The sequence below is a fragment of the Agromyces sp. CF514 genome, from assembly GCF_900113185.1.
GTDB lineage: Bacteria > Actinomycetota > Actinomycetes > Actinomycetales > Microbacteriaceae > Agromyces.
In genome coordinates, this window is record NZ_FOZD01000001.1 from 2,572,552 (window position 1) to 2,597,968 (window position 25,417).

23 protein-coding genes, 1 tRNA gene and 1 other RNA gene are annotated in these 25,417 nt (G+C 71.0%); 15 read left to right on the forward strand and 10 right to left on the reverse strand.

Translation table 11 applies throughout. From position 1 onward, the window contains the following. Position 1: 1 nt before the first annotated feature. Positions 2 to 1,339, reverse strand: a complete 1,338-nt coding sequence (gene glnA, locus BM342_RS11520; protein WP_092965830.1) for a type I glutamate--ammonia ligase — start codon at positions 1,337 to 1,339, stop codon at positions 2 to 4. 86 nt (positions 1,340 to 1,425) lie between these two features. Between glnA and panB the strand changes: the two genes are divergently transcribed. After that, on the forward strand, positions 1,426 to 2,331 hold the full coding sequence (gene panB, locus BM342_RS11525) for a 3-methyl-2-oxobutanoate hydroxymethyltransferase (RefSeq protein WP_092965832.1): 906 nt from the start codon (positions 1,426 to 1,428) through the stop codon (positions 2,329 to 2,331). 51 nt (positions 2,332 to 2,382) lie between these two features. Here the strand turns inward: panB and BM342_RS11530 are convergent, their stop codons facing one another. Then, a complete protein-coding gene (locus BM342_RS11530) occupies positions 2,383 to 2,568 on the reverse strand; it encodes an SPOR domain-containing protein (RefSeq protein WP_092965834.1) in 186 nt (61 codons plus the stop codon). 12 nt (positions 2,569 to 2,580) lie between these two features. Here BM342_RS11530 and map point away from each other — a divergent pair, with 12 nt between their 5' ends. After that, positions 2,581 to 3,444, forward strand: coding sequence for a type I methionyl aminopeptidase (map, locus tag BM342_RS11535; protein ID WP_092965836.1), 864 nt, complete (start codon positions 2,581 to 2,583; stop codon positions 3,442 to 3,444). A gap of 35 nt (positions 3,445 to 3,479) precedes the next feature. Then, positions 3,480 to 4,235: a polyphosphate--glucose phosphotransferase gene (gene ppgK / locus BM342_RS11540; RefSeq protein ID WP_092965838.1), complete on the forward strand. Its 756-nt coding sequence runs from the start codon at positions 3,480 to 3,482 to the stop codon at positions 4,233 to 4,235. 52 nt (positions 4,236 to 4,287) lie between these two features. On the opposite strand, the gene rnpB is transcribed toward ppgK, so the two are convergent. The 4 genes from rnpB to BM342_RS11560 form a co-directional block, all read right to left on the reverse strand. Continuing rightward, positions 4,288 to 4,663: RNase P RNA component class A (gene rnpB / locus BM342_RS11545), an RNA gene on the reverse strand. An 83-nt stretch (positions 4,664 to 4,746) separates the two neighbouring features. After that, positions 4,747 to 5,484, reverse strand: coding sequence for a zinc ribbon domain-containing protein (locus tag BM342_RS11550; protein ID WP_092965840.1), 738 nt, complete (start codon positions 5,482 to 5,484; stop codon positions 4,747 to 4,749). 37 nt (positions 5,485 to 5,521) lie between these two features. Next, entirely contained in the window at positions 5,522 to 6,352 is an 831-nt protein-coding gene (locus BM342_RS11555; protein WP_092965842.1) for a Nif3-like dinuclear metal center hexameric protein, read from the reverse strand. Between the two features lie 104 nt (positions 6,353 to 6,456). Further along, positions 6,457 to 7,290, reverse strand: a complete 834-nt coding sequence (locus tag BM342_RS11560) for a helix-turn-helix transcriptional regulator (protein ID WP_369823137.1) — start codon at positions 7,288 to 7,290, stop codon at positions 6,457 to 6,459. Positions 7,291 to 7,456: 166 nt separating this feature from the next. Between BM342_RS11560 and BM342_RS11565 the strand changes: the two genes are divergently transcribed. Further along, positions 7,457 to 8,908, forward strand: a complete 1,452-nt coding sequence (locus BM342_RS11565; protein ID WP_092966823.1) for an MFS transporter — start codon at positions 7,457 to 7,459, stop codon at positions 8,906 to 8,908. 39 nt (positions 8,909 to 8,947) lie between these two features. Here BM342_RS11565 and BM342_RS11570 read toward each other — a convergent pair. Both BM342_RS11570 and BM342_RS11575 read right to left on the reverse strand, forming a co-directional pair. Next, a tRNA-Val gene (locus BM342_RS11570) sits at positions 8,948 to 9,020 on the reverse strand. A 112-nt stretch (positions 9,021 to 9,132) separates the two neighbouring features. Further along, a complete protein-coding gene (locus BM342_RS11575; protein WP_092965846.1) occupies positions 9,133 to 9,600 on the reverse strand; it encodes a peroxiredoxin in 468 nt (155 codons plus the stop codon). A gap of 169 nt (positions 9,601 to 9,769) precedes the next feature. Here BM342_RS11575 and aceE point away from each other — a divergent pair, with 169 nt between their 5' ends. The 6 genes from aceE to BM342_RS11605 all read left to right on the forward strand — a co-directional run bounded on the left by aceE (position 9,770) and on the right by BM342_RS11605 (position 17,395). Then, complete coding sequence (gene aceE, locus BM342_RS11580) at positions 9,770 to 12,496, forward strand: pyruvate dehydrogenase (acetyl-transferring), homodimeric type (protein WP_092965848.1); 2,727 nt, start codon at positions 9,770 to 9,772, stop codon at positions 12,494 to 12,496. 66 nt (positions 12,497 to 12,562) lie between these two features. Further along, positions 12,563 to 13,702 carry a PucR family transcriptional regulator gene (locus BM342_RS11585; protein ID WP_255368706.1) on the forward strand — a complete coding sequence of 380 codons (1,140 nt, stop codon included), beginning with the start codon at positions 12,563 to 12,565 and terminating at the stop codon, positions 13,700 to 13,702. 94 nt (positions 13,703 to 13,796) lie between these two features. Further along, positions 13,797 to 14,717, forward strand: coding sequence for an ACP S-malonyltransferase (locus tag BM342_RS11590; protein ID WP_092965851.1), 921 nt, complete (start codon positions 13,797 to 13,799; stop codon positions 14,715 to 14,717). Positions 14,718 to 14,755: 38 nt separating this feature from the next. Beyond that, the gene (locus BM342_RS11595) at positions 14,756 to 15,760 is read left to right on the forward strand and encodes a beta-ketoacyl-ACP synthase III (protein WP_092966825.1); all 1,005 of its coding nucleotides are present in this window, start codon (positions 14,756 to 14,758) and stop codon (positions 15,758 to 15,760) included. Between the two features lie 65 nt (positions 15,761 to 15,825). Then, on the forward strand, positions 15,826 to 16,074 hold the full coding sequence (locus tag BM342_RS11600) for an acyl carrier protein (RefSeq protein WP_092965853.1): 249 nt from the start codon (positions 15,826 to 15,828) through the stop codon (positions 16,072 to 16,074). 85 nt (positions 16,075 to 16,159) lie between these two features. After that, positions 16,160 to 17,395, forward strand: a complete 1,236-nt coding sequence (locus BM342_RS11605) for a beta-ketoacyl-[acyl-carrier-protein] synthase family protein (protein WP_092965855.1) — start codon at positions 16,160 to 16,162, stop codon at positions 17,393 to 17,395. A gap of 171 nt (positions 17,396 to 17,566) precedes the next feature. Here BM342_RS11605 and BM342_RS11610 read toward each other — a convergent pair whose 3' ends face one another. After that, positions 17,567 to 18,088: a DUF3145 domain-containing protein gene (locus BM342_RS11610; protein WP_092965857.1), complete on the reverse strand. Its 522-nt coding sequence runs from the start codon at positions 18,086 to 18,088 to the stop codon at positions 17,567 to 17,569. A gap of 225 nt (positions 18,089 to 18,313) precedes the next feature. Here BM342_RS11610 and BM342_RS11615 point away from each other — a divergent pair, with 225 nt between their 5' ends. Continuing rightward, positions 18,314 to 19,087 carry a PadR family transcriptional regulator gene (locus BM342_RS11615; protein WP_177232141.1) on the forward strand — a complete coding sequence of 258 codons (774 nt, stop codon included), beginning with the start codon at positions 18,314 to 18,316 and terminating at the stop codon, positions 19,085 to 19,087. On the opposite strand, the gene BM342_RS11620 is transcribed toward BM342_RS11615, so the two are convergent. Beyond that, complete coding sequence (locus BM342_RS11620) at positions 19,066 to 20,862, reverse strand: bifunctional 3'-5' exonuclease/DNA polymerase (protein WP_092965861.1); 1,797 nt, start codon at positions 20,860 to 20,862, stop codon at positions 19,066 to 19,068. The genes BM342_RS11615 and BM342_RS11620 overlap by 22 nt on opposite strands. 105 nt (positions 20,863 to 20,967) lie before the next feature. Between BM342_RS11620 and BM342_RS11625 the strand changes: the two genes are divergently transcribed. From BM342_RS11625 to BM342_RS11640, 4 genes are all read left to right on the forward strand, one after another. After that, positions 20,968 to 21,729, forward strand: coding sequence for a hypothetical protein (locus BM342_RS11625; RefSeq protein ID WP_092965863.1), 762 nt, complete (start codon positions 20,968 to 20,970; stop codon positions 21,727 to 21,729). Between the two features lie 127 nt (positions 21,730 to 21,856). Next, positions 21,857 to 22,327, forward strand: coding sequence for an NfeD family protein (locus BM342_RS11630; RefSeq protein ID WP_092965865.1), 471 nt, complete (start codon positions 21,857 to 21,859; stop codon positions 22,325 to 22,327). A gap of 92 nt (positions 22,328 to 22,419) precedes the next feature. Beyond that, positions 22,420 to 23,874: a flotillin family protein gene (locus BM342_RS11635; protein ID WP_092966827.1), complete on the forward strand. Its 1,455-nt coding sequence runs from the start codon at positions 22,420 to 22,422 to the stop codon at positions 23,872 to 23,874. A 200-nt stretch (positions 23,875 to 24,074) separates the two neighbouring features. After that, entirely contained in the window at positions 24,075 to 25,331 is a 1,257-nt protein-coding gene (locus BM342_RS11640; protein ID WP_092965867.1) for a Fic family protein, read from the forward strand. The last annotated feature ends 86 nt before the right edge of the window (positions 25,332 to 25,417 follow it).

Consider the following 25,417-nt stretch of genomic DNA (forward strand, 5'->3'; position numbering starts at 1 on the left):
GTCAGAGGATCTCGAGGTTGCGCTGCAGCTCGAAGGGGGTCACCTGCGAACGGTAGTCGCGCCATTCGGCGCGCTTGTTGGCGAGCACGTAGTTGAAGACCTGCTCGCCCAGCGTCTCGGCGACCAGCTCGGACTCCTCCATGTACTCGATCGCGTGGTCGAGGCTCGCGGGCAGCGGGTTGTAGCCGAGCGCGCGGCGTTCGCTGTCGGTCAGGGCCCAGACGTCGTCTTCGGCCTCGGCCGGCAGCTCGTAGCCCTCTTCGATGCCCTTCATGCCTGCCGCGAGCAGCAGCGAGAACGCGAGGTACGGGTTGGCCGCGGAGTCGATGGCGCGGTACTCGACGCGTGCGCTCTGGCCCTTGTTGGGCTTGTAGAGCGGCACGCGAACGAGGGCCGAGCGGTTGTTGTGGCCCCAGCAGATGAAGCTCGGTGCCTCGTCGCCGCCCCAGAGCCGCTTGTAGGAGTTCACGAACTGGTTCGTGACCGCGGAGATCTCGTTGGCGTGCCGGAGGAGACCGGCGATGAAGTGGCGGCCGATCTTCGAGAGCTGGTACTGGGAGCCCGCCTCGTAGAAGGCGTTCGCGTCGCCCTCGAAGAGCGAGAGGTGCGTGTGCATGCCGCTGCCGGGGTACTGCGAGAACGGCTTCGGCATGAAGGTGGCGTAGACGCCCTGCTCGATCGCGACCTCTTTGATGACCGTGCGGAAGGTCATGATGTTGTCGGCCGTCGTGAGTGCGTCGGCGTACCGGAGGTCGATCTCGTTCTGGCCGGGGCCGGCCTCGTGGTGGCTGAACTCGACCGAGATGCCGAGGTCTTCGAGCATGCGCACCGACCGGCGGCGGAAGTCGTGGGCCGTGCCGCCCGGAACGTTGTCGAAGTAGCCGGCCGAGTCGACGGGCTGCGGACCCTCGGGCCCGAACTTCGACGACTTGAGCAGGTAGAACTCGATCTCGGGGTGCGTGTAGAACGTGAAGCCGCGGTCGGCGGCGCGCGCGAGCGTGCGCTTGAGCACGTTGCGGGGGTCTGCGACGGCGGGCTCGCCGTCGGGCGTCGTGATGTCGCAGAACATGCGCGCGGTCGGATCGATGTCGCCGCGCCACGGGAGCGTCTGGAACGTGGTCGGGTCGGGGTAGGCCAGCAGGTCGGACTCGTAGGTACGACTGAGCCCCTCGATGGCCGAGCCGTCGAAGCCGATGCCCTCGGTGAACGCGCCCTCGACCTCGGCCGGGGCGATCGCCACCGACTTGAGGGTGCCGACGACGTCGGTGAACCAGAGCCTGACGAACTTGACCCCCCGCTCTTCGATCGTCCGAAGAACGAAGTCACGCTGCTTGTCCATCCACACCCTCTCTCGCTCTACTCAGGGTAGCGGTAAGCGGGCTCACGTCGGGCCGTTCGCCGCGGCACGTATGGGAGACTTTCGACATGTCAGAGCAGCCTGCAACTCCCGCCGCCCCCGACGCGCCGAACACGGCGGGGCGGTCCGAACCGGTCACCGAGACGACACCGTACGGGGGCGCAGCGGCCGGCGGCCCCAAGCGGGTGCGCACCAGGCACTTCCAGAACGCCAAGCGCGACGGCATCAAGATCACGGGACTCACGAGCTACGACCAGCTCACCGCCCGCATCTTCGACGAGGCCGGCATCGACTTCCTGCTCGTCGGCGATTCCTCGGGCAACAACGTGTTCGGGTACGAGACCACGCTGCCCGTCACGGTCGACGAGCTGATCCCGCTCACGCGCGCCGTCGCGGGCGCGGTCAAGCGGGCGTTCGTCATCGCCGACATGCCGTTCGGCTCCTACGAGGTTGGCCCCGAGGAGGCATTGCACACCGCCATCCGCTTCATGAAGGAGACGGGCGCGCACGCGGTCAAGCTCGAGGGCGGCGTGCGCAGCGCCGAGCAGATCCGCCGCGTCGTGCAGGCCGGCATCCCGGTCATGGCGCACATCGGCTACACGCCGCAGAGCGAGCACGGCCTCGGCGGGCACATCATCCAGGGTCGCGGCGAGGGCGTCGCGCAACTGCTCGCCGACGCCGAGGCGGTGCAGGATGCCGGTGCGTTCGCCGTCGTGCTCGAGATGGTGCCCTCCGACGCGGCGCGCCAGGTCACCGAGCGCCTCGACATCCCGACGATCAGCGTCGGCGCAGGCCCGCACACCGACGGGCAGCTGCTCGTCTGGACCGACTGGGCCGGCCTCACGACGGGCCGCGTGCCGAAGTTCGTGCGGCAGTACGCCGATCTCGCGGGCATCCTCGGCAGGGCCGCCGTCGAATGGCGCGACGACGTCGCGAAGGGCGAGTACCCGAGCGCCGAGCACAGCTACGAGTAGCGCGGCGCTGCGGCGCACCACCGCAGACGCGGAGCGCGACGCGTGCCGGGCTCAGTCGTCGGCCGCGTCCTCCGCAGCCCACTTCTCGCTGTTCGCGCGGAGCTTCTCGAGCGCGTGCTCGGCCTCCTCGCGCGTGTCGAACGGGCCGGCCCGATCGATCGACGGCGATTGGAAGCCCTGCTCGACGGCGCCCGTCTTGAGGTTGTACCAGAACCGGTGTTCGATGTCCTCGGTCATAGGCTTGATCCTATGCCGAAGGATGCCGCTGGCCACCTGATTCCCGGACGACTCTCGCCCACGCGCCAGGTGCCGTCCACGATCGCCCGACCCGAGTACGTGGGGCGTGCGGCGCCCGCGCAGAACACCGAGGGCGACCGGTACTCCCCCGACGAGGTCGAGCGCATCCGCGCGGCGGGGCGGATCGCCGCCGGTGCGATCGAGGCCGCGGCGGCCGCGATCCGCCCGGGCGTCACGACCGACGAGCTCGACCGGGTCGCGCACGAGTTCGTCGTCTCGCACGGCGCGTACCCGTCGACCCTCGGCTATCGGGGATACCCGAAGTCCTCGTGCACGTCGATCAACGAGGTCATCTGCCACGGCATCCCCGACGACACCGCGCTCGAAGACGGCGACCTGGTCAACATCGACGTGACCGCGTACCTCGACGGCTATCACGGCGACCTCAACCACACGTTCCTCGTCGGCGACGCGGGCCAGGAGGCGGCGCTACTGGTCGAGCGCACGCGCGAGGCGCTCGCCCGCGGCATCCGCGCCGTCGCCCCTGGTCGGCAGGTGAACGTGATCGGCCGGGCGATCGAGGCGTACGCGAAGCGGTTCGGCTACGGCGTCGTGCGCGACTACACCGGCCACGGGGTCGGCCGCGCATTCCACACGGGTCTCGTGATCCCCCACTACGACGCCCCACAGTTCGACACGGTCATCGAGCCGGGCATGGTCTTCACGATCGAGCCGATGCTCACGCTCGGCTCCGTCGAGTGGGATGTCTGGGCCGACGACTGGACCGTCGTCACGCGCGACCGCTCGCTCACGGCGCAGTTCGAGCACACGCTCGTGGTGACCGAACGCGGCGCTGAGATCCTCACGCTTCCCTGAGCCGACCTCGCAGCCGCCCGCGATAGTGTGGCCGCATGGCGACCAAGCACGCGATCGGGATCGACATCGGCGGAACGGGCATCAAGGGGGCGGTCGTCGATCTCGCGACGGGTGCACTCGTGACCGAGCGACGCAAGGTCCTCACTCCCGACGGCGGCGAACCCGACGGCATCATCGCGTCGACGGCCGAACTGCTCGAGCAGGTCGGCGGCGACTTCGACCTCGAGGGGCTCCCGCTCGGCGTCTGCTTCCCCGCGATCGTCAAGCGCGGGCACACGCTCTCGGCCGCGAACATCTCGAAGAAGTGGATCGGGCTGCCCGCCGAGGAGCTCTTCGAGCAGGCGCTCGGCCGCGACATCCACTTCATCAACGACGCGGATGCCGCCGGCGTCGCCGAACTGCGCTACGGCGCCGCGGCCGGCGTCGACGGGCTCGTGATCCTCACGACGCTCGGAACGGGCATCGGCTCGGCGCTCATCCACGACGGCGTGCTCGTGCCGAACTCCGAGCTCGGGCACCTCGAGATCGACGGCCACGACGCCGAGAGTCGTGCGGCGTACTCCGCCATGGAACGCGAGGACCTCGACTGGGAGGCCTGGGCGAAGCGCCTGCAGCGCTACTACTCGCACGTCGAGTTCATCTTCTCGCCCGACCTCTTCGTGGTCGGCGGCGGCGTGTCGAAGCACCAGGAGCACTTCCTGCCGCTGCTCGACCTGCGCACGCCCATCGTGCCCGCCGTGCACCGCAACAACGCGGGCATCATCGGCGCCGCCGCGCTCGCGCTCGACTGAGCGCTCCGCGCGCACGGGCGTGGTGTGCCGGACGCCATCGGGCGTCGGAGTGTGAGCGGGCCGGCTGATACGCCGGGTTCTGTTCACCGGGCGCTTGCGCGACACCGGCTGGACGACCATCTCTCTCGGAGACACGTTGCCGTGCCCCTCCAGCGGCCTACCCGGGAACGGGACGGGCAGCCCCATCGTTCCCTGTCTGGCCTTGCTCCGGACGAGGTTTACCGAGCCGACCGCGTCACCGCGGCCGCTGGTGGGCTCTTACCCCACCGTTTCACCCTTACCCGGCGCTCGCGCACCGGGCGGTCTGCTTTCTGTGGCACTGTCTCGCGGGTTGCCCCGGGTGGGTGTTACCCACCGTCCTGCCCTGCGGAGCCCGGACGTTCCTCGGCATCCGATCGCTCGGATGACGCGGCCGTCTTGCCGACCCGCTCACACGCCAAGCGTACAGGCCGCGACCGGGCCGAACGGCCGCGTGCGAGCCCCGGGGCCCGGCACGCGGCATCCGCTCGGCTCAGATGCCCGATTCGTCGGTGCGCACGAGGATGCGGTCGCACTCGGGGCAGAGCAGCACCTCGTCGGGCGCGGCGCGACGCACGACGTCGAGGTCGGAACCCGTGAGCGTCATCGTGCAGCCGCCGCACGTGCGCTGGCGCAGCAGCGCGGCGCCGATGCCGGCCCCGCGGGCACGACGCTGCTCGTAGTACGCGAGCAGCTCTGCGGGGATCTCGCCCGCGACGACGACGCGGTCGCGTTCGGTGCCGTCGCGCTCGACCACCAGGCCGGCGGATGCCTCGTCGCGCTCGACCTCGAGGGCCGCCGTCTCGGCGGCGATCGCGGCGCGCTCGCCGTCGATGCCGGCGACGACGCCCTCGGCGCCCTCGACGCGCTCCATGACGATCAGTTCCTGGTCCTCGAGGTCGGAGAGGCGCTTGCGGAGCGACACGAGCTCGGAGTCGAGGGCCGCAACGTCCTTCGTCGAGGACGTGTGCTGCAGCCGGTCGCTGTCGCGGGCGATGCGGGCCTCGACCACTGCGACGTCGGACTCGATGCGCTTGAGCTCGGCGCGCGCGTCTTCGAGCGCGCCCTGCGCTTCGGCACGGCGCGAGCGCACCGCGGTGTCGCGGGTCGCGAGCTCGGCGATGGGAGCCGACTGGGGCAGGCTTCCGAGCCGGTGCGCGATCTGCTGCAGTCGGGTGTCGACGGCCTGGAGGCGCAGAAGTTGCTGCTGGTCGGCGGGGCTTGCATTCACGTGGTGCTCCTTGTGGGATTCGCGGTGCGGATGGTCATCATTGCACGACCTGGAAGTCCCAGGGGTCGGTGCGGAGCTCGCTCACGCGGAGCTCGAGTTCGGGGTGGGCGTCGCCCAGCTGGGCGGCCGCGGCTTCCAGCCACAGCCACTCGCTCGCCCAGTGGGACACGTCGATCAGCGCAGGCCCGCCCGTGAGCTTCGACTGCTCCCGCGACTCGGACGCGGGGTGATGGCGCAGGTCGGCGGTGATGTAGACGTCGGCCCCGCGGACTGCAGGGTCGCCGAGCAGCGAATCGCCGGCGCCGCCGCAGAGCGCCACCGTCTCGACGGGGTCGTCGAATCCGCCCGCGGCGCGGACACCCGTCGCCGTCGGCGGAAGGATCTCGGCGAGCTGTCTGGCGAGGCGGCCGAGCGTGGTGGGCTCCGCGAGACGGCCGACGCGCCCGAGGCCGTGGCCGGCTTCGGCGCCCGGACCCGCGCTCGGCACGATCGGGCGTGCGTCGACGAGGCCGAGGCGCTCGGCGAGCACCGCCGACGTGCCGCGATCGACGACATCGGCGTTCGTGTGCGCGGCGACGAGCGCGCAGTCGGCGCGGATGAGCCGCGAGAGGATCGAGCCCTTGTAGCGGTCTTCAGCGACCGTCGTCACCCCGCGCAGCAGCAGCGGATGGTGCGCGATCACGAGGTCGGCGCCCCACTCGAGCGCCTCGTCGACCGTGTCGCCGACGGCGTCGACCGTGAGGAGCACGCGCCGCACCTGCGCCCGCGGGTCGCCGGCCACGAGGCCGACCGAGTCCCACGACTCCGCACCGGAGACCGGCCAGAGGCGTTCGATCGTGGCGAGGACGTCGGCGAGGGCAGCTGGCACGTGCCCAGCCTACCGTCGGGCACCGGCCCGCCGACGAGATGCCGTGCGTTCGGGGATGCGCTCGAGCCTGCTCTTCGGAGTTCGCCTGCACGGGCGCCCGGGCGTCAGGATGCCGTCATGAGCAGGCGGAGCGCGGCCGACGACGTGCTGGCCGACCGGGCGCTGTGGGCGAGGATGCGCTGCCCGTTGCCCTCCGGCAGGTGCAGCACCTCGTAGTCGAGTTCGAGGTCGCCGACCTCGGGGTGCCGGAATCGCTTCGCGCCGCTCGTGCAGAGCCGGACATCGTGCCCGGCCCACAGCCGGGCGAAGTCGGGGCTGTTCACGCTCAGCTCGCCGACCAGCTCGGCCAGGCGACGGTCGTCGGCGAACTGCGCGGCCACGTATCGCAGCGACGCGACGGCGAGTGCCGCCTCGTCGTCCCAGTCGACGTAGAGATCGCGGGTGTGCGGATCGAGGAAGAGGAGTCGCAACTGGTTCGGTCGCTCCTCGGGCCGGGCGGGCGCGTCGGCATCGAGGTGCCCGGCCAGCAGCAGGTGTCCGGCACGGTTCCACGCCAGCACATCGTTGAACCGGCCGAGCAGGACCGCCGGCACCTCGCCCATCGCGTGCAGGAGCTGTTCCGCTCCCGGTTTCGCCGACTCGGGTTCCGACGCGCGGGGTCGCTTCGGTCGGGCCGGGCGGGCCAGCACGAACAGGTGCGCTCGCTCATCGGCGTCGAGTTGCAGCGCCCGCGCAAGAGCATGGATCACCGAGTCGGAGGCGTTCTGCGACTGCCCCTGTTCGAGGCGTGTGAGATACGTCATCGACACCCCGGCGAGCTGGGCCAGCTCCTCTCGGCGCAGCCCGGGGACGCGGCGACGACCATAACTGTCGACTCCGGCCTCGCGCGGCGTGAGCCGGTCGCGGCGTGAGCGCAGGAACTCGCCGAGTTCGGTCACCGGGCGATCCGCGTCCGCCGGCTGCACATCGATTCCGTGAGCATCCATGACGCCATTGTCGTCCTCCCCGCCTCGCCGGAGCCTGTCCCTGCCGGTGCCAGGCATGCGCAGGGTCGTCGAACGGGGGTACTGGCTCACCGGAATCGTCCGGGCCAACGTCGATCCCATGACCGATACCGCCTCGTCGACCCCGTCCCGTCCACCTCTGCCCGCGTCGCCGGCGTCGCCCGCCGGCCGCCGCCCGACCCGGGCGCAGACCATCGCGATGGCCGTCCTGCTCACCGCGAACCTCACGCTCGCCGTCGACTTCTCGATCCTGAACGTCGCACTGCCCCGCCTCGGGGCTGACCTCGGGTTCACGGTCTCCGGGCTGCAGTGGGTCTTCACCGCACTCGCACTCTGCGCGGCCGGATTCACCCTGTTCTTCGGCCGCGTCGCCGATCTCTTCGGCCGCCGCCGGCTCTTCCTGATCGGCATGGCGCTGCTCGGGGCCTCGTCGCTCGCGGGAGGCCTCGCACAGGATCCGGCCCTGCTCATCGCCGCTCGGGCGGGACAGGGAATCGCGACGGCGATGGTCGCTCCCGCGGCCCTGGCGCTGATGACGACCATGTTCCCCGAGGGCCCCGCCCGCGCTCGGGCACTGGGATTCAACGGCGCGCTCATGGCCGCCGGATTCACCGCAGGCGCGGTGCTCGGCGGGCTGCTGACCGGCACCGTGTCGTGGCGTTGGGCGTTCCTCGTCAACGTCGTCGTCGCACTCGCCGTGCTCGTCATCGGCCCGCTGGTGCTGCGCGAACCCGCGCGCGGCACGCGCCCGCGGCTCGATGTCGCCGGTGCGATCCTGATCACCCTCGCCCTCGTCGCGCTCGTCTACGGGATCGACATGTCGGGCCATGCGGGCTGGACGCATCCGGGCGTCTGGGGTCCGATCGTCGCCGCCCTCGCGCTCTTCGGGGTCTTCCTCGCCGTGGAGTCCTCCGTGCGAGAGCCCCTGGTGGAGCCCGCGCTCCTCAGGCGAAGCAGCGTCGTGTGGGGCAACGCCGCCGGTCTCCTCGCCTTCGCCACCGAGACGTCGCTCGTGTTCCTGCTGAGCCTGTACCTGCAGGAGGTCCTCGGCTCCGGCGCGATCGCCGCCGGGCTCGTGCTCGGCGTCCTCGGCATCGGCACCGTGCTGGGCGGCCTGATGGCACCGAGGATCATCGGCCGGACGAACGCGAAGACCGCGATCGTCATCGGCCTCGCCGTGCAGGCGGCGGCGACGATCCCGCTCGCGTTCGTCTCGGAGAGCCGCGGATGGCTCATCCCGCTGCTCGTCCTGACCTTCGCGGGCGGCGTCGCCAACCTCGTCGCGATCGTCGGCTACACCGTGACGTCGACGGCGGGCGTCCCCGCCGAGCAGCAGGGACTCGCCACCGGGCTGGTCACGCTGAGCCAGCAGGTCGGCATCGCCCTCGGCACGCCGCTCATGTCGGCGATCGTCACGGCAGCCGCCACCACCGCGCTGCTGCCCGGTCTCCAGGTCGCGATCGGCGTGAACGCCGTCATCGCGGGAGTCGCCGCCGTGCTCGTGGCCGCCTTCGTGCGCCTGCCGCACACCCGCGGAAGCGGAACCCGATGACCTGGAGTGGACTGGGATCGAGCGGAGTCCGACGTGGAGTGGGCCCTGCCGGGCTCGAACCGACGACATCCACGGTGTAAACGTGGCGCTCTACCAACTGAGCTAAAGGCCCGCCGCGCGAGCGACGCATCCGCAATGCTATCGCGCGTGCCGACGTGCTCGGGACGGATGCCGCGGGCGAGCGGGCATCGTCGGCCCGACATTCGCGCGGGGCCCGGCCGGTCTCAGCGATCGCCGAGCGCCGCGAGCGCCTCGCGGTACTGATCGAGGCTGCGGGCCTCACCGGGACCGGTCGCGAAGCTCGCGCGGACCACCCCTTCGGCGTCGATCACGAACGTGGCCCTGGCCGCGTACCCGCGGTCGTCGAGGAACGCGTCGTAGGCACGGGCGACCTCGCCGTGCGGCCAGAAGTCCGACAGGAGCGGGAAGCCGTAGCCCTGCTCCTCGGCCCAGGCGCGGAGCGCGAACTTCGAGTCGACCGAGACGCCGAGCAACTGCACGCCCGCCTGTTCGAAGACCGAGAAGTCGTCGCGGAGCGCGCACAGCTCGCCCTCGCACGTTCGCGAGAACGCGAGCGGGAAGAACACGAGCACGACCGGGCCGGCGTGCAGGCGGTCGGCGAGGCGCACGGTCCGGCCGAGCTGGTCGACCAGCTCGAACCCGGGGGCGAGGGCACCGGCGGGCAGCGGCATCCGTTCTCTCCTCTGCGTTGTGGAACGGTGAGCGAAGGCACAGCGTACCGAGCCGAAACGTTGTGCGAATGTCACTAGTATGGCCAAGTGTGATCGGTCGAAACCCGGCCGTTCGTCGCGCGCGCGCAACAGATGCGCCCGGCAGATCTGCCGTAGAGAAAGGTCGACTGTGACTGTCAACGACCAGGACCCCTACTCCGTCGAGGCCATGGATTCCGACCCCGACGAGACATCCGAGTGGGCCGAATCCCTCGATGCGCTCGTGAGCGAGAAGGGCCACCAGCGGGGTCGCGAGATCATGCTGAGCCTGCTCAAGCGCTCGAAGGAGCTGCACCTGGGCGTGCCGATGGTTCCGACCACCGACTACCTGAACACGATCGCTCCCGAGAACGAGCCCGAGTTCCCCGGCGACGAGGACATCGAGCGCCGGTACCGCGCGTGGCTCCGCTGGAACGCCGCCGTGCTCGTGCACCGCGCGCAGCGACCCGACATCGCGGTCGGCGGCCACATCTCCACGTACGCGGGCGCCGCGTCCCTCTACGAGGTCGGCCTCAACCACTTCTTCCGCGGCCAGGACCACCCCGGCGGCGGCGACCAGGTCTTCTTCCAGGGCCACGCCTCCCCCGGCATGTACGCCCGGGCATTCCTCGAGGGCCGCCTGAGCGACGCCGACCTCGACGGCTTCCGCCAGGAGAAGTCGCGTGCGCCGCACGGCCTCTCGTCGTACCCGCACCCGCGACTCATGCCCGAGTTCTGGCAGTTCCCGACCGTCTCGATGGGCCTCGGCCCGATCAACGCGATCTACCAGGCCCAGCTCAACAAGTACCTCACCAACCGCGGCATCAAGGACGCCTCCGACCAGCAGGTCTGGGCGTTCCTCGGCGACGGCGAGATGGACGAGGTCGAGAGCCGCGGCCAGCTGCAGGTCGCGGCGAACGAGGGCCTCGACAACCTCAACTTCGTGATCAACTGCAACCTGCAGCGTCTCGACGGTCCCGTGCGCGGCAACGGCAAGATCATCCAGGAGCTCGAGAGCTTCTTCCGCGGCGCCGGCTGGAACGTCATCAAGGTCGTCTGGGGCCGCGAGTGGGACTCGCTGCTGGCCGCCGACCACGACGGCGCGCTGCGCAACCTCATGAACGTCACGCCCGACGGCGACTACCAGACGTACAAGACCGAGTCGGGCGCCTACGTGCGCGAGAACTTCTTCGGCCGCGACCCGCGCGCGCTCGAGCTCGTCTCGCACCTCAGCGACGACGAGGTCTGGGGTCTCAAGCGCGGCGGCCACGACTACCGCAAGATCTACGCCGCGTTCAAGGCCGCGACCGAGCACAAGGGCCAGCCCACGGTCATCCTCGCGAAGACCATCAAGGGCTACGGCCTCGGCAAGAGCTTCGAGGGCCGCAACGCGACCCACCAGATGAAGAAGCTCACGCTCGACAACCTCAAGGGCTTCCGCGACGAGATGCGCATCCCGATCTCCGACGCGCAGCTCGAGGAGAACCCGTACCTGCCCCCGTACTACCACCCGGGCCAGGGCGACGAGGCGATCCAGTACCTGCAGGAGCGCCGCCGTGCGCTCGGCGGGTACGTGCCAGAGCGCCGCTCGAAGCACGTCGCCATCTCGCTGCCAGACGACTCGGCCTACGCGATCGCGAAGAAGGGCTCGGGCACGCAGGAGATCGCCACGACCATGGCCTTCGTCCGCCTGCTGAAGGACCTCATCCGCTCGAAGGACTTCGGCCACCGCATCGTGCCGATCATCCCCGACGAGGCCCGCACGTTCGGCATCGACGCGTTCTTCCCGACCGCGAAGATCTACAACCCGAATGGCCAGCACTACACGTCGGTCGACCGCGAACTACTGCTCGCCTACAAGGAGAGCCCGCAGGGCCAGATCGTGCACGTCGGCATCAACGAGGCCGGCGCGTTCGCGGCGTTCACGAACATCGGCACGTCGTACGCCACGCAGGGCGAGCCCCTGATCCCCGTGTACGTCTTCTACTCGATGTTCGGCTTCCAGCGCACCGGCGACGCCATGTGGGCCGCGGGCGACCAGATGGCGCGCGGCTTCATCATCGGCGCGACCGCCGGCCGCACCACGCTGACGGGCGAGGGCCTGCAGCACGCCGACGGCCACTCGCCGCTGCTCGCGTCGACCAACCCGGCCGTGCTCGCCTACGACCCCGCGTACGGCTACGAGATCGGGCACATCATGCGCGCCGGCCTCGAGCGGATGTACGGCGGCCAGCACCAGGACCCGAACGTCATGTACTACCTCACGGTGTACAACGAGCCGATCGTGCAGCCCGCCGAGCCCGAGGGCGTCGACGTCGACGGCATCCTCCGCGGCATCCACAAGGTCGCCGCCGGCAACGGCAGCGGTCCCTCGGCGCAGCTCCTCGCCTCCGGCGTGGCCGTGCCGTGGGCCCTCGAGGCGCAGCAGCTGCTCGCCGACGACTGGGGCGTCTCCGCCGACGTCTGGTCGGTCACGAGCTGGAGCGAGCTCCGCCGCGACGGCCTCGCCGCCGACGAGCACAACTTCCTCAACCCCGACGCCGAGGCGCGCGTGCCGTACGTCACGAGCAAGCTCGCGGGCGCGAACGGCCCCTTCGTCGCGGTGTCCGACTACATGCACGCCGTGCCCGACCAGATCCGCGCGTACGTGCCGGGCGACTTCGCGACGCTCGGCGCCGACGACTTCGGGTTCTCCGACACGCGTGCCGCCGCCCGTCGCTTCTTCAAGATCGACGGCCCTTCGGTCGTGGTTCGCGCGCTCGAGCAGCTCGTCGCGCGCGGCGAGATCGACCGTTCGGTGCCCGCCCAGGCGATCGCGAAGTACCGTCTGCACGACGTCAACGCCGGAACCACCGGTTCCGCCGGCGGCGAGAGCTGACCCGAGGTGGCGAAGCCCCGTACCAAGGCAGAGACGCTCGCATGGTTGCGAACCATCGCGGGTGAGTTGTCGACGCAGACGCTGAAGCGTCTGGAGGACACGCTGCCCTGGTACGGGGACATGCCGCCGAGCCGCCGATCGGCGGTCGGGCTCGTGGCCCAGGCCGGCATCTCGTCGTTCATCGCCTGGTTCGAAGACCCCCGCTCGACGCCGTGGATCGCCGCCGACGTGTTCGGCGCGGCACCTCGCGAGCTCCTCCGGTCGGTGAGCCTGCAGCAGACGCTGCAGCTCATCCGGGTCACGGTCGAGGTCGTCGAGGACCGTGTGAAGGACGGCGGCGAGCCCCTCCGCGAGGCGATCCTGCTGTACTCGCGGGAGATCGCCTTCGCGGCCGCCGACGTCTACGCGCGGGCGGCCGAGGCCCGCGGTCTCTGGGACGCGCGACTCGAGGCGCTCGTGGTCGACTCGATCCTCTCGGGCGAATACGACGACGAGCTGCCGAGCCGGATCGCCGCGCTCGGATGGCACGGTCATGGCGAGGTCGCCGTGCTCGTGGGCACGGCGCCGAAGCAGCTCGACGTCGACCACGTCCGCCGCGTCGCCCGGCACATGCAGGCCGACGTGCTGATCGGCGTGCAGGGCAATCGGCTCGTGCTCGTCATCGGCCGGTCCGAGCTCGGGCGCCAGCCCGACGAGGTCGGCACCTCCCCCGCGATGACCTTCATGGAGTTCGCCACGGCCCTCGAGGGGCACTTCGGCCCCGGGCACCTGGTGCTCGGACACGAGGTGCCCAACCTCGTCGATGCCTCGAAGAGCGCGAAGGCCGCGCTCGCGGGATTCGCCGTCGCGAGGTCGTGGCGGCATGCGCCCCGGCCCGTACACGCCGACGACCTGCTGCCCGAGCGCGCGCTCGCTGGCGACCCGCTCGCACGCGCGACGCTCGTGCACCGCATCTACCGTCCGCTCCAGGCGCACTCGACCGAGCTGCTCACCACGCTCTGGAGCTACCTCGACAACGGCCGCTCGCTCGAGGCAACGGCCCGCGAACTGTTCGTGCACCCGAACACGGTGCGGTACCGCCTGAAGCGCGTCTCCGACGTCATCGGATGGGATGCCACCGGTGCGCGCGAGGCCCTGATCCTGCAGTCGGCCCTCATCATCGGATCGATGAGCGATCACGAGCACCCGCCGCGACGCCGCCCCTGACGCGATCGCCGCTGTGGGACGCGCACAAGCCTTTTCGTGAGAGCTTGTCGCATCGGCACACACGCCCGTGGCGTGCGATTGGCAGACTAGGGACGTGATCGTCGTCGTCTGCCCTGGTCAGGGCTCCCAGACCCCCGGATTCCTCGCTCCCTGGATCGAGGACGCCTCGCGCGCCGAGCGCCTCGCCTCGTACTCCGCCGCCGCAGGCGTCGACCTCGGTCTGCACGGCACCGAGAGCGACGCCGACACCATCCGCGACACCGCGGTGGCGCAGCCGCTCATCGTCGCGGCCGGCCTGCTGACGCTCGACGCGCTGCTGGCCGACGGCCGCGCCGAGAAGATCGGCGGCATCGCCGGGCACTCGGTCGGAGAGATCGCCGCCGCCGCCGGCGCGGGCGTGCTCTCCGCCGACGACGCCATGCGGTTCGTCGGTGAGCGCGGTCGCGCGATGTCGGATGCCGCGGCGCAGACGCCGACCGGCATGAGCGCCGTCCTCGGCGGCGACGAGTCCGCACTGCTCGCACGGCTCGCCGAACTCGGACTCGAGCCCGCCAACTTCAACGGCGGCGGTCAGATCGTCGTCGCCGGAGCGCTCGACGCCCTCGAGACGCTCAAGGCCGAGCCGCCAGCCGGCTCCCGCGTGATCCCGCTGCAGGTCGCGGGCGCGTTCCACACGCGCTACATGGCTCCGGCCGTCGCCCACCTCTCCGAAGTCGCCGCGACGCTGAACCCCGCCGACCCCGCGCAGACGCTCTGGACCAACAACGACGGCCGCGTCGTGACATCCGGCACCGAGTTCGTCGACCTGCTGGTCGGCCAGGTCTCGTCTCCGGTGCGCTGGGACCTCTGCATGGCCTCGTTCGCCGATGCGGGCGTCACCGGCATCATCGAGGTCGCGCCGGCCGGCGCACTCGTCGGCCTCGCGAAGCGCGCGCTCAAGGGCGTGCCGACGGTCGCCGTGAAGACCCCCGACGACCTGGCCGCCGCCATCGAGCTCATCGAGCAGTCCGCCTGATTCGCGGCATCGCCCGACGCACCGAGAGAATGTCGAACATGACCAAGCCCACCCTGCAGCAGTCCCACGGCCCCGCCTACACGCGCATCTACGCCGTGGGAGCCGCGCGCGGCGAGAACGCCGTGCCGAACGAGGACCTCATCGGCCCGATCGACTCCTCAGACGAGTGGATCCAGCAGCGCACCGGCATCATCACGCGCACGCGCGCCGGTGCCGACGTGTCGGCCCTCGACCTGGCGACGGATGCCGCACGCGAAGCCATCGAGAAGTCCGGCGTCGCGCCCGAGCTCATCGACCTCGTCATCGTCGCGACGATCTCGAACGTGCAGCAGACGCCGTCGATGGCCGCCGTCGTCGCGGACCGCGTCGGCGCGAACCCGGCGGCCGCCTACGACGCGAACGCGGCCTGCGCCGGATACGCCTACGCCGTCGCGCAGGCCGACGCGCTCATCCGCACGGGCGTCGCGCACTACGCCCTCGTGATCGGCGCCGAGAAGCTCTCCGACGTCGTCGACCCGACCGACCGCTCGATCTCGTTCCTGCTGGGCGACGGCGCGGGCGCGGTCGTGATCGGCCCGAGCGACTTCCCGGGCATCGCACGCACCATCTGGGGTTCCGACGGTTCGAAGGCCGGCGCCGTTGGCATGAACGGCACGCTCGTCGACTTCCGCGACGGCACGGCCGAGTGGCCGACCCTCCGCCAGGAGGGGCAGACCGTGTTCCGCTGGGCGGTCTGGGACATGGCGAAGGTCGCCAAGCAGGCGCTCGACGCCGCCGGCGTGACGAGCGCCGACCTCGCGGCGTTCATCCCCCACCAGGCGAACATGCGCATCATCGACGAGTTCGCCAAGCAGCTCAAACTGCCCGAGACGGTCGCGATCGCACGCGACATCGCCACGACGGGCAACACCTCCGCGGCATCCATCCCGCTCGCGACGCACCGCCTGCTCGAGGAGCACCCTGAACTTTCCGGGGGCCTCGCCCTCCAGATCGGCTTCGGCGCCGGCCTCGTGTTCGGCGCCCAAGTGGTGGTTCTGCCCTGAACCGCCGACCTCTGTCCATCTAGACTGACTCTCGGTCAAACGAGACACCCTCAAGGAGAAGAACCATGGCATTGTCCACCGAAGAAGTGCTTGCCGGCCTGGCCGAGCTCATCAACGACGAGACCGGCATCGCGACCGAGACGGTTGAGCTGGACAAGTCGTTCACCGACGACCTCGACATCGACTCGATCTCGATGATGACCATCGTCGTCAACGCCGAAGAGAAGTTCGACGTCAAGATCCCCGACGAAGAGGTCAAGAACCTCAAGCTCGTCGGCGACGCCGTCGACTACATCGTCAAGGCCTCCGCCTAGTCGATGCGTGGAGCGGGCCGGCGTGCGAACGCCCGGCCCGCTCGATCAGCCTGATCGTTTTCCTCCCCATCGGAGTCTTTCTCGTATGACCAAGAAGATCGTGATCACCGGCATCGGTGCGACCTCGCCGCTCGGCGGCACCGCACGCGACAGCTGGAATGCCCTGCTCGCCGGCGAATCCGGTGCTCGCACGCTCGAGCACGACTGGGTCGCCGAATACGACCTGCCCGTGCACTTCGCGGCCTCGGCCAAGGTGCGTCCCGAAGAGGTGCTCGAGCGTCCCGTCGCCAAGCGACTCGACCCCTCGAGCCAGTTCGCCCTGATCTCGGCGATGGAGGCCTGGGCCGACGCCGGATCCCCCGACGTCGCACCCGAGCGCCTCGGCGTCGACTACGCCACCGGCATCGGCGGCATCTGGACCCTGCTCGACGCGTGGGACACCCTGCGCGAGCGCGGTCCCCGTCGCGTGCTGCCCATGACCGTTCCGATGCTCATGCCGAACGCGGCCTCGGCGGCGATCTCGATGCACTTCGAGGCCCGCGCCTTCGCGCGCACGGTCGCCTCGGCGTGCGCATCGAGCACCGAGTCGCTCGCGAACGCCTACGAGCACCTGCAGCTCGGCCTCGCCGACGTCGTGATCGCCGGAGGCTCCGAGTCGGCCGTGCACCCCATCACGCTCGCGTCGTTCTCGTCGATGCAGGCGCTGTCCAAGCGCAACGACGACCCCGCCCACGCCTCGCGGCCGTACAGCGTCGACCGCGACGGCTTCGTTATGGGCGAGGGCGCTGCGAGCCTCGTGATCGAGACCGAGGAGCACGCGCTCGCACGCGGAGCCCGCATCTACGCCGAACTTGCCGGCGGCTCGGTCAGCGCCGACTCGTACCACATCACCGCGAACGACCCCGAGGGCCGGGGCGCGAGCCGTGCCGTGCTCGATGCGCTCGCGCAGGCCGGTGCGACGCCCGACGAGGTCACGCACATCAACGCGCACGCCACGAGCACGCCCGTCGGCGACATCGCCGAGTACACGGCACTGCTCAGCGTGTTCGGCGACCGCGTGCACGAGATCCCCGTGTCGGCGACCAAGGCCTCCACCGGTCACCTGCTCGGCGGCACGGGTGCGCTCGAGGCCGTCTTCACCGTGCTCGCGCTCGAGAGCCGCCTCGCACCGCCGACGATCAACCTCACGACGCAGGACCCCGCGATCCCGCTGCGCATCTCGGGCGAAGCCCAGCCGCTCGGCGACGGCCCCCAGGTGGCCATCTCGAACTCGTTCGGGTTCGGCGGCCACAACGCGGTCGCGGTCTTCCGTTCGGTGTAGTCCGCTCGCGGATGCCGCGGCATCCGCTCACGAAGAAGACCCCGGTGTCGCACGACACCGGGGTCTTCTTCGTCGACGGCCAGCGGGTTTCGTCCGTGCGTCCACCGGGAGCTCCTCTCCGACGATCGCGGGGCGCCAGCGCGCGGGCCGAGGTCTGTCACGTCACGGCGCTCACCCGACCTGGTGCAGCCAGACGACGGGGGCGAAGTCGCTCGCGTGGCGGAAGGGCTCGAGCTCGTCGTCCCACGCCTGCCCGAGGGCGAGTCGCAGTTCGCGGTGCAGCTCGTGGGGGTCGGTGCCGGCGACCTCCATGGCGTAGCGGATGCGGTCCTCGCCGATGAGGGTGTTGCCGGCGACGTCGGTCTGCGCGAAGTACACGCCGAGCTCGGGCGTGTGCATCCAGCGCGCACCGTCGGAACCGGGCGTGGGGTCCTCGCTCACCTCGTAGCGCAGCTGCTCCCACCCGCGGAGTGCGGATGCGATCCTCGCACCGGAACCGGCTTCGCCCTCCCAGTGGAACTCGGCGCGCAGGAGACCGCGGTAGACCGGCTGGTCGCTCCAGTCGAAGTTCACGGCAACACCGAGGGCGCGACCAGCAGCCCACTCGACATGCGGGCACAGCGCGCGCGGTGCGGAGTGCACGAACAGCACTCCTTGCGCGGGGCGCACGACCCGCGTCAGCTTCTCGGCCATCTCCGTCTCCGTTCTCGAGGTGCGTCTTCCCCTACGACCTCGGGAGCCCGGATGGCTGGTGTTCGATTATCGACGTGACCGTCACGGGCGATTATGCCGCGGATCCGGGCGCCTGACAAGATTCGCGCCGCGCGCCGCGGGTCCGGGTCAGCGGCGCAGGAGAACTATATGCTCGGTGAAACGTTCCGAGTCGCCCGCTTGCGATCGATCGCCGAAGGAGGCGCCATGGCCGTGCGCGACGCACTGCTCGCACTGCTCACCCTTGGCCCCGCCTACGGCTTCGCGCTGCACGGCGGCCTCGCCGAGCGCACGGGCGGGCGGCGCACCGTGAACGTCGGCCAGACCTACGCCACGCTCGAACGGCTCACCAGGCAGGGCCTCGTCGAGCCCGCCGGCACGACCGACGACGGGCTCCCCCTGCATCGACTCACCGACACCGGGCGCCTGGCCGTCGAGGCGTGGCTCGACGGCCAGGATGCCGCGGGCGCCGACCCGTGGGACGAGACCGTCGACCGGGTGCTCATCGCGGCGTCGCTGCCGGGGTTCGACGCGGCATCCGTCATCGCGGCCGAGACACGACGCTGGCGCGAGCGCCTCGATCTCGCCCGTAGCCAGTCCGGCTCCGCGCACGACGGCGACTCCTCCGTGCACTCGGACGTGGATGGAACGCCTGCCTCGGTCCCGATCGGCGACGACGCCCGGCCCGGATCGGCGGCGATGGCCGGACTCGCCCGCCTCGCGGCATCCGCCGATCTCGTGCGGGCCGAGGCCGCCGTCACCTGGCTCGTCTCCTCGGAGCCGCTCGCCCGCGACGCTCGGCTCGTGTTCGAGCCGAGCACGACGCGTCCGCGACGGGGACGCCGGCCGGGCCGGACGCCCGCGACCCTGCTCGCCGACGCGACGACGAGCGTGTCCGCTGCGGCCTCGACGGCAGCTTCGACGTCGGGCTCGGCTTCGGCGGACTTCGGCGCGGCGAGTCAGGCGTCGGCCGACGCGTAGCTGTCGACCACGGCCAGATCGAGCGGGAACTCCACGGGGAATCCGCCGAACAGCAGCCTGCCCGCCGTGACCGCCGACGCGCGGACGGCCTCGGCGACCGCCTCGGCGTGCTCGACCGGCGTGTGCACGATGATCTCATCGTGCAGGAAGTACACGAGGTGCGGCACACGGTCGAAGACGGGACCGGATGCCGCGGCCGGGCGCACCCCCTCTGACACCGTGCGGCCGATCGCGTCGAGCCGCGTGCGCAGGTCGGCCATCCAGCACAGCGCCCATTCGGCCGCGCTGCCCTGCACGACGAAGTTGCGGGTGAAGCGACCCCAGTCGCGTGCGCTCGAGCGCGCTCGACGTTCGTCGGCGGGCGTCGCGTCGGGCTGGCTCGCACTCGCCTGCGTCGCCCGCCATTCGGCCGGCGGCACGGGCGACGAGCGGCCGAGCAGCGTGGTGACCTGCAGGCCTCGCTCGCCGTCGCGTGCCGCGGCGTCGACGAGCCGCATGGCGTGCGGGAACGCCCGGGCCAGGCGCGGCACGAGGCGCCCGCTGTCGCCCGTCGTGGCGCCGTACATGGCGCCGAGGATCGCGACCTTCGCCTCGTCGCGCGTCGCGACGACGCCCGAGTCGACGAGCCCCCGATAGAGGTCGCGGCCGTGGCCCGCCCGCTCCATCGCCTTGTCGCGCGACATGCCGGTGAGCACACGCGGCTCGAGCTGTGCCGCGTCGGCGACGACGAGGGTCCACCCGGCGTCGGCGACGACCGCGCTGCGCACGAGCTTGGGCAGCTGCAGCGCCCCGCCGCCGGAGGTCGCCCAGCGACCGGTCGCCGTGCCGCCGGGAACGTACTCGGGGCGGAATCGATCGTCGCGCACCCAGTCTTCGAGCCAGGTCCATCCGTTGGCGCTCAGCAGCCTCGCGAGCTTCTTGTAGGCGATGAGCGGCTCGATCGCCGGGTGATCGTGCTCGCGAAGCTCCCAGCGCGAGGTCGACGACGTCGGCACGCCCGCCGTGCGGAGCGCGCGCAGGACATCGACCTGGGAGTCGAGGTTGAGCGTGGGCGCCCCGAGCTCGGCTCGAACCTCTGCGGCGATCTCCTCCATACGCGCGGGCTTGCGGCCGGGTGCCGGGCGTGCGCCGAGGGTCGCCTCGAGCACGGACTCGTGCACGAGCCGACTCCACGGCAGGCCCGCGGCGCGCATCTCGGCTCCGATCAGGGCCCCGGCCGACTCCGCTGCGACGAGCAGGCGCAGGGCCGCGGGAGCCGTGCCGCCCTCGACGAGCGCCATCTGGCGGCGGTACTCGTCGGCGACGGATGACGCGGAGACGCGGCCGCCCGCGGCATCCGCCCGCCCGTGCACCTCGGCGTGATCGGCCGACGGGCCCTCGAGGTCGAGATCGAGGTCGAACAGCGTCTCGTGCTGTGCGCCCGCCGGCGCGCCGGCGGTCACGACGGCCTCCACCATGGTCGGCCCGGGCGGCAGCCAGGCCGGCGCGGGGTGCCCGCCGCGCGTGCGCATCTCGGCCGTGGAGGTGGAGTGGTCGAGGATCGCCCCGCACAGGCGCAGGTCATGGCATCGGGCGAGGCGCACGCCGCTCGCGAGCAGCCCCGGGTACCACTGCCGCGTGTCGGCCCAGACCCAGCGCGGGGCGAACTCGCGCTCGAGTCGTGCGAACACGGGGGCGGATGCCGTGTACTCGGCCTCTGCGACCGGTTCAGCAGGGTGCTCGGGGTCGACGAACTCGACACGACCGTCGTCGCCGATGCCCACGGCGATCTGCATGCCCCCATTCTCGTGCCCGGCACCGACACCGGATGGCGTCCGGCCGAGCGACGGTGTCGGTGGGTGCGTGCAGCATCGGCACATGCCAGATCCGAAGGAGTCGCCGTGGTCGCCGTGAGGTTCCACTGCGGACACGGCGCCGACCCCGCAGACCCCGCCGTGGTCGCCCTGCGCCGCGTCTGCCCCCTCTGCATGCTCATCGCCGAGACCCAGCGTTCGCGAGCCGAACTGCTGCGCAAGGTCGCTCCCCCGCAGCGGGCGGCGCTCGCCGTCGAGACCCGCATCGGCGTCGAGTACCAGTGGCAGTGCCCCCGCGGGCACGACCGGTATCCCGCGACCGTCAACGACGTGCTCACCGGCACGGGCTGCGCGAAGTGCCGTGCGAACGCCGCAGCGCCCGCAGCGCTGCGCGAAGCCGGCCTGGCGTTCATGAAGCCCGGGCTGCGCACGCGCACCTCGATGACCGAGCAGCGGCTGCGCACGATGCTGGGCGAGCGCATCCGGCTGCACCACCGGGTGAACGCGGTGCACATCGCCCGCACGTTCTTCGGGCGGAGCGAGGTGTGGCCCGACGTGCTGGTGCCGCAGTTGCGCATCGCCGTCGAGTACGACGACCCGGGGCGCTCACGACGCGCGCACCTCGGCATGAAGGAGGCCTCCGACCTCGAGAAGGACGAGGCGCTCGCCGAGGTCGGGTGGGAGGTGATCCGCATCCGCGCCGGCGGACTCGCGTCGCTCGGGCCGAACAGCGTCGTGTGCCGTGCGCTCTCCCCCGCCGTCGTCGATGCCGTGGTCGCCCGCATGCGTGCGTTGCGCGGCGATGCGGCCGTCGACGCGATCTCGGTCGTCGGCTCGGCGGCGTCCTGACTCGCCGCGGTCGGCGGCGATCCATGGCGCAGCTGTGGACAATCCCCGCACCGATGCCCGCAACCCGATAGCGTGGCGAGACCCGTGCACTTCCCGCGCGGTCTCGCGCGCGCAGAAGGGCCAGCGGATGCTCCTCCCGTTTCTCATCGTCGGCGGAGTCGGCCTCGTGCTGCTCCTCATCTCGTTGGTGCTCGGAGACATCCTCGATCACTTCGACGTGGGCGACGGCGCGATCTCGGGCACCGCGCTCTCGGTCGGCCTCGTGGTCTTCGGCGCATCGGGGGCCCTCACCGCGACGACCGGGCTCGACCTCGTCTGGGCCTACGCGCTGGCGATCGTGCTCGGCCTCGCGGGCTACGTGCTCTCGGCGCTCGTCGTGCGCAACCTCACGAACTCGTCCGACGGGGTGCCCGCCTCGGCGGTCGGACTCTCGGGCGTCACGCGATCGGATGTCTCCGCCGCGGGCGGCGAGGTGAGCCTCGACGGCCCCGGCGAGATCGAACGCCGACTCGCGTACTCCGACGACGCCATCCCCGAGGGCTCCCGCATCGTCGTCGTCGAGCACGTCGGAACCCGGGTCAAGGTCGCCGTCGGCTGAGGCCGCCCGCCCGATCGCACGCCCTCGAGCACGCCCCGTTCGCGCACCCTGCTCCGAACGCTCCGCCCACGCACCCGAAAGGCACCATCTTGCTGCTGGACCCGACCGCGATCCAGGTGATCGCGATCCTCGCGATCGTCATCGCCCTGCTCTCCCTGCTCGTCTTCATCGCCCGTCGCATCCGCCGCGTGCCGCCGAACGAGGCGCTCGTCATCGTGGGGCGCGGCGCGGGCCGACGCGACGCCGAGGCCGGCATCGGCCAGCGCGTCGTGATCGGCGGGCGCACCTTCGTCTGGCCGATCCTGCAGCAGGGCTTCTCGATCTCGCTCGAGCAGCGCCAGATCGGCATCACCGTCGAAGGCGTCGACAAGAACCGCATCAAGATCGCGATCAAGGCCTCGATCAACTTCAAGGTGAGCGGCACCGAAGACGGCGTCCGTCGCGCCGCCCAGCGATTCCTCTCGCAGCAGGAGCTGCTCACCGAGATCATCAAGGAATCCCTCGAGGGCTCCCTGCGCTCCATCGTCGGCGACATGACGATCGAGCAGATCATCTCCGACCGCAAGAGCCTGTCCGACCGGGTCGTGGCCGAGACCAAGACCGACCTCGTCGAGCAGGGCCTCCAGGTCGACCTGCTGAACATCTCCGACATCTCGACGCCCGGAAGCGACTACCTCGCCAACCTCGGTCGCGCAGAGGCCGCACGGGCCCGTCAGGTCGCCGAGGTGAGCGAGGCCGAAGCAGCACGCGCGAGCGAGTTCGCGCGCATCGAGGCCGCAGAGCAGATCGCCGAGCGCCAGAAGGCCCTGAGCCTCAAGCAGGCGGGCATCAAGGCCGAGACCGACCGCGCCAACGCCGAGGCGCAGGCCGCCGGCCAGCTCGCGACCGCCGAGCAGGACAAGCTCGTCGCCGTGCAGGAGCGCGACGCCCTACAGGAGCAGGCGCTCGTGACCCAGGAGCGCCTCGACATCGAGATCCGCAAGCCGGCCGAGGCCGAGGCCTACGCCGAGGTGCAGCGCGCCACCGCCAAGCGCGACGCCGCGAATGCCAGCACCGAGGCCGAGGCGTACAAGCGCACCAAGATCGCCGAGGCGAACAAGGTCGCGGCCGTGCAGGACGCCGAGGCGGCGGCCACCTCGGTCCGGTTCGCCGGCGAGGCCGAGCGCGACCGTCAGGTCGCCCTCGCCGCGGGCGTGCGAGCCGAGGGCGAGGCGCGCGCCGCCGCCATCGAGGCGGGGGGCCTCGCCGAGGCATCCGCCACCGATGCGAAGGCCCTCGCCCTGCAGAAGTACGGCGAGGCCGCCCTCGCGCAGGAGATCATCTCGCGCCTGCCCGACATCGTGCGTGCTGCGGCCGAGCCGATCTCGAACATCGACAAGCTCACCGTCGTCTCGACCGATGGCGCGAGTGCCATCACGAAGACGGTCGGCCAGGTGCTCGGCGAGGGCACCGAGGTCGTCAAGTCGCTCACCGGGCTCGACGTCAGCTCGATCCTCTCCGGCCTCGCCGGCGGGCAGCTGGTGAAGTCGAGCGAGGCGGTCAAGTAGCACTCCCCGTCTCCGCCGGTCTTCCGCCGGCCCCGCGACCTCCCCGAAGCGTCGGATGCCGGCCCATGGCATCCGACGCTTCGTCGTTCACGACGAACGCCTCCGGCAGCCCCCGCCATCGATGGGTGCACCTGCTGCAATCTGAGGCCGTTTGCAAAGTTACTTACACATAAACGCCTGAATGTCAGTAAGATGCTCGTATGGTTGCAGACGCGAGCGACGACCTGCCGGCCGACGGCATCCCGATTCCGCCGGTCCGGCAGCAACTGCATGCCTGGACGCCGCGCAACCCGGCGGGCTTCTCCAACGCCGAGGTGCGACGCCAGACGGGCACGTACGAGTCGTCGCGCACCGCGACGCTCTCGGACTGGACGCCTCGGTTGTCCGCGATCGACACCGCGGACGCCGAGGAGGCGGCCCTCGCCCTCGCCGACTTCGACCGCTACGCGCTCATCACGCTCGGCGCCGACCACCCCGCGCTCGGACCGATGTCGGCGATCCTGCTGCGCACCGAGAGCGCCTCGAGCAGCCAGATCGAGCAGCTCACCGCGTCGGCGCGGCAGCTGGCACTCGCGGAGCTCGACGAGGGCGATCGTGCGAACTCCGCGACCGTGATCGGCAACGTCCGCGCGATGGAGGCGGCGCTCGCGCTCTCGGAGCACCTCGACGAGGCGGGCATCCTGTCGATGCACCGAGAACTCCTGCGCAGTCAAGCGGGCCTCGAAGACCAGGCCGGAAGGTTCCGCGACGAGCTCGTCTGGATCGGCGGGCGCGACAACGCCGGTCCGCGCGGCGCCGACTACATCGCCCCGCAACCCGAGCACATCCGGCCTGCGATCGCCGACCTCGTCGCGTTCGCCGATCGCGTCGACCTTCCGGCCATCCTGCAGATCGCCGTCGCCCACGCCCAGTTCGAGTCCATCCACCCGTTCGTCGACGGCAACGGCCGCACCGGCCGCGCCCTCGCGCATGCGATGCTGCGCAACAAGGGGCTCGCGACCCACACGACGGTGCCGCTGTCGGCCGGCCTGTTGACCGACGTGGGCCGCTACTTCGAGGCCCTCGGCGCCTTCCGCGACGGCGACGCAGGCCCGATCACGCACAGCTTCGCCGACGCCTCCCGCTTCGCGGCGGTCTCGGGCCGCCGTCTCGTCGACGCACTCTCCGACCAGCTCGAGGCCTCGCGCGAGAAGCTCGCGGGCGTCCGCTCGGTCTCACGCGCGTGGTCGCTCCTGCCGCGGCTCATCGCCCAGCCGATCATCAACAGCAGGTACCTCACCAGGCAGCTCGGGTACAACGACGTCACGGCCAAGCGCACCATCGAGACGCTCGTGGAGCGCGGCGTCCTCGTCGAGCGATCGGGCCGTGCGCGCAACCGCGTCTGGCAGCACGCGGGCATCCTCGACGTGCTCGACGACTACGCCTCGAGCGTCAGGCGATCGATGCGCCACCGATGACGCGCATCGGGTCGCCCCGCAGGAGCGCGAGGCCTCCCCGGCTGCGTCACCGGCGATCGGGTCCGCGGCATCCGCTCGGCGCATGA

Excerpts from the sequence above, each read along its gene's own strand:
- map (WP_092965836.1), top strand. The coding sequence starts at position 2,581 with ATGCCGAAGGATGCCGCTGGCCACCTGATTCCCGGACGACTCTCGCCC.
- BM342_RS11565 (WP_092966823.1), top strand. The coding sequence starts at position 7,457 with ATGACCGATACCGCCTCGTCGACCCCGTCCCGTCCACCTCTGCCCGCG.
- glnA (WP_092965830.1), bottom strand. The coding sequence starts at position 1,339 with ATGGACAAGCAGCGTGACTTCGTTCTTCGGACGATCGAAGAGCGGGGG.
- BM342_RS11640 (WP_092965867.1), top strand. The coding sequence starts at position 24,075 with ATGGTTGCAGACGCGAGCGACGACCTGCCGGCCGACGGCATCCCGATT.
- BM342_RS11530 (WP_092965834.1), bottom strand. The coding sequence starts at position 2,568 with ATGACCGAGGACATCGAACACCGGTTCTGGTACAACCTCAAGACGGGC.
- BM342_RS11600 (WP_092965853.1), top strand. The coding sequence starts at position 15,826 with ATGGCATTGTCCACCGAAGAAGTGCTTGCCGGCCTGGCCGAGCTCATC.
- BM342_RS11575 (WP_092965846.1), bottom strand. The coding sequence starts at position 9,600 with ATGCCGCTGCCCGCCGGTGCCCTCGCCCCCGGGTTCGAGCTGGTCGAC.
- BM342_RS11615 (WP_177232141.1), top strand. The coding sequence starts at position 18,314 with ATGGCCGTGCGCGACGCACTGCTCGCACTGCTCACCCTTGGCCCCGCC.
- BM342_RS11630 (WP_092965865.1), top strand. The coding sequence starts at position 21,857 with ATGCTCCTCCCGTTTCTCATCGTCGGCGGAGTCGGCCTCGTGCTGCTC.
- BM342_RS11610 (WP_092965857.1), bottom strand. The coding sequence starts at position 18,088 with ATGGCCGAGAAGCTGACGCGGGTCGTGCGCCCCGCGCAAGGAGTGCTG.
- BM342_RS11620 (WP_092965861.1), bottom strand. The coding sequence starts at position 20,862 with ATGCAGATCGCCGTGGGCATCGGCGACGACGGTCGTGTCGAGTTCGTC.
- BM342_RS11595 (WP_092966825.1), top strand. The coding sequence starts at position 14,756 with ATGACCAAGCCCACCCTGCAGCAGTCCCACGGCCCCGCCTACACGCGC.
- panB (WP_092965832.1), top strand. The coding sequence starts at position 1,426 with ATGTCAGAGCAGCCTGCAACTCCCGCCGCCCCCGACGCGCCGAACACG.
- BM342_RS11605 (WP_092965855.1), top strand. The coding sequence starts at position 16,160 with ATGACCAAGAAGATCGTGATCACCGGCATCGGTGCGACCTCGCCGCTC.
- ppgK (WP_092965838.1), top strand. The coding sequence starts at position 3,480 with ATGGCGACCAAGCACGCGATCGGGATCGACATCGGCGGAACGGGCATC.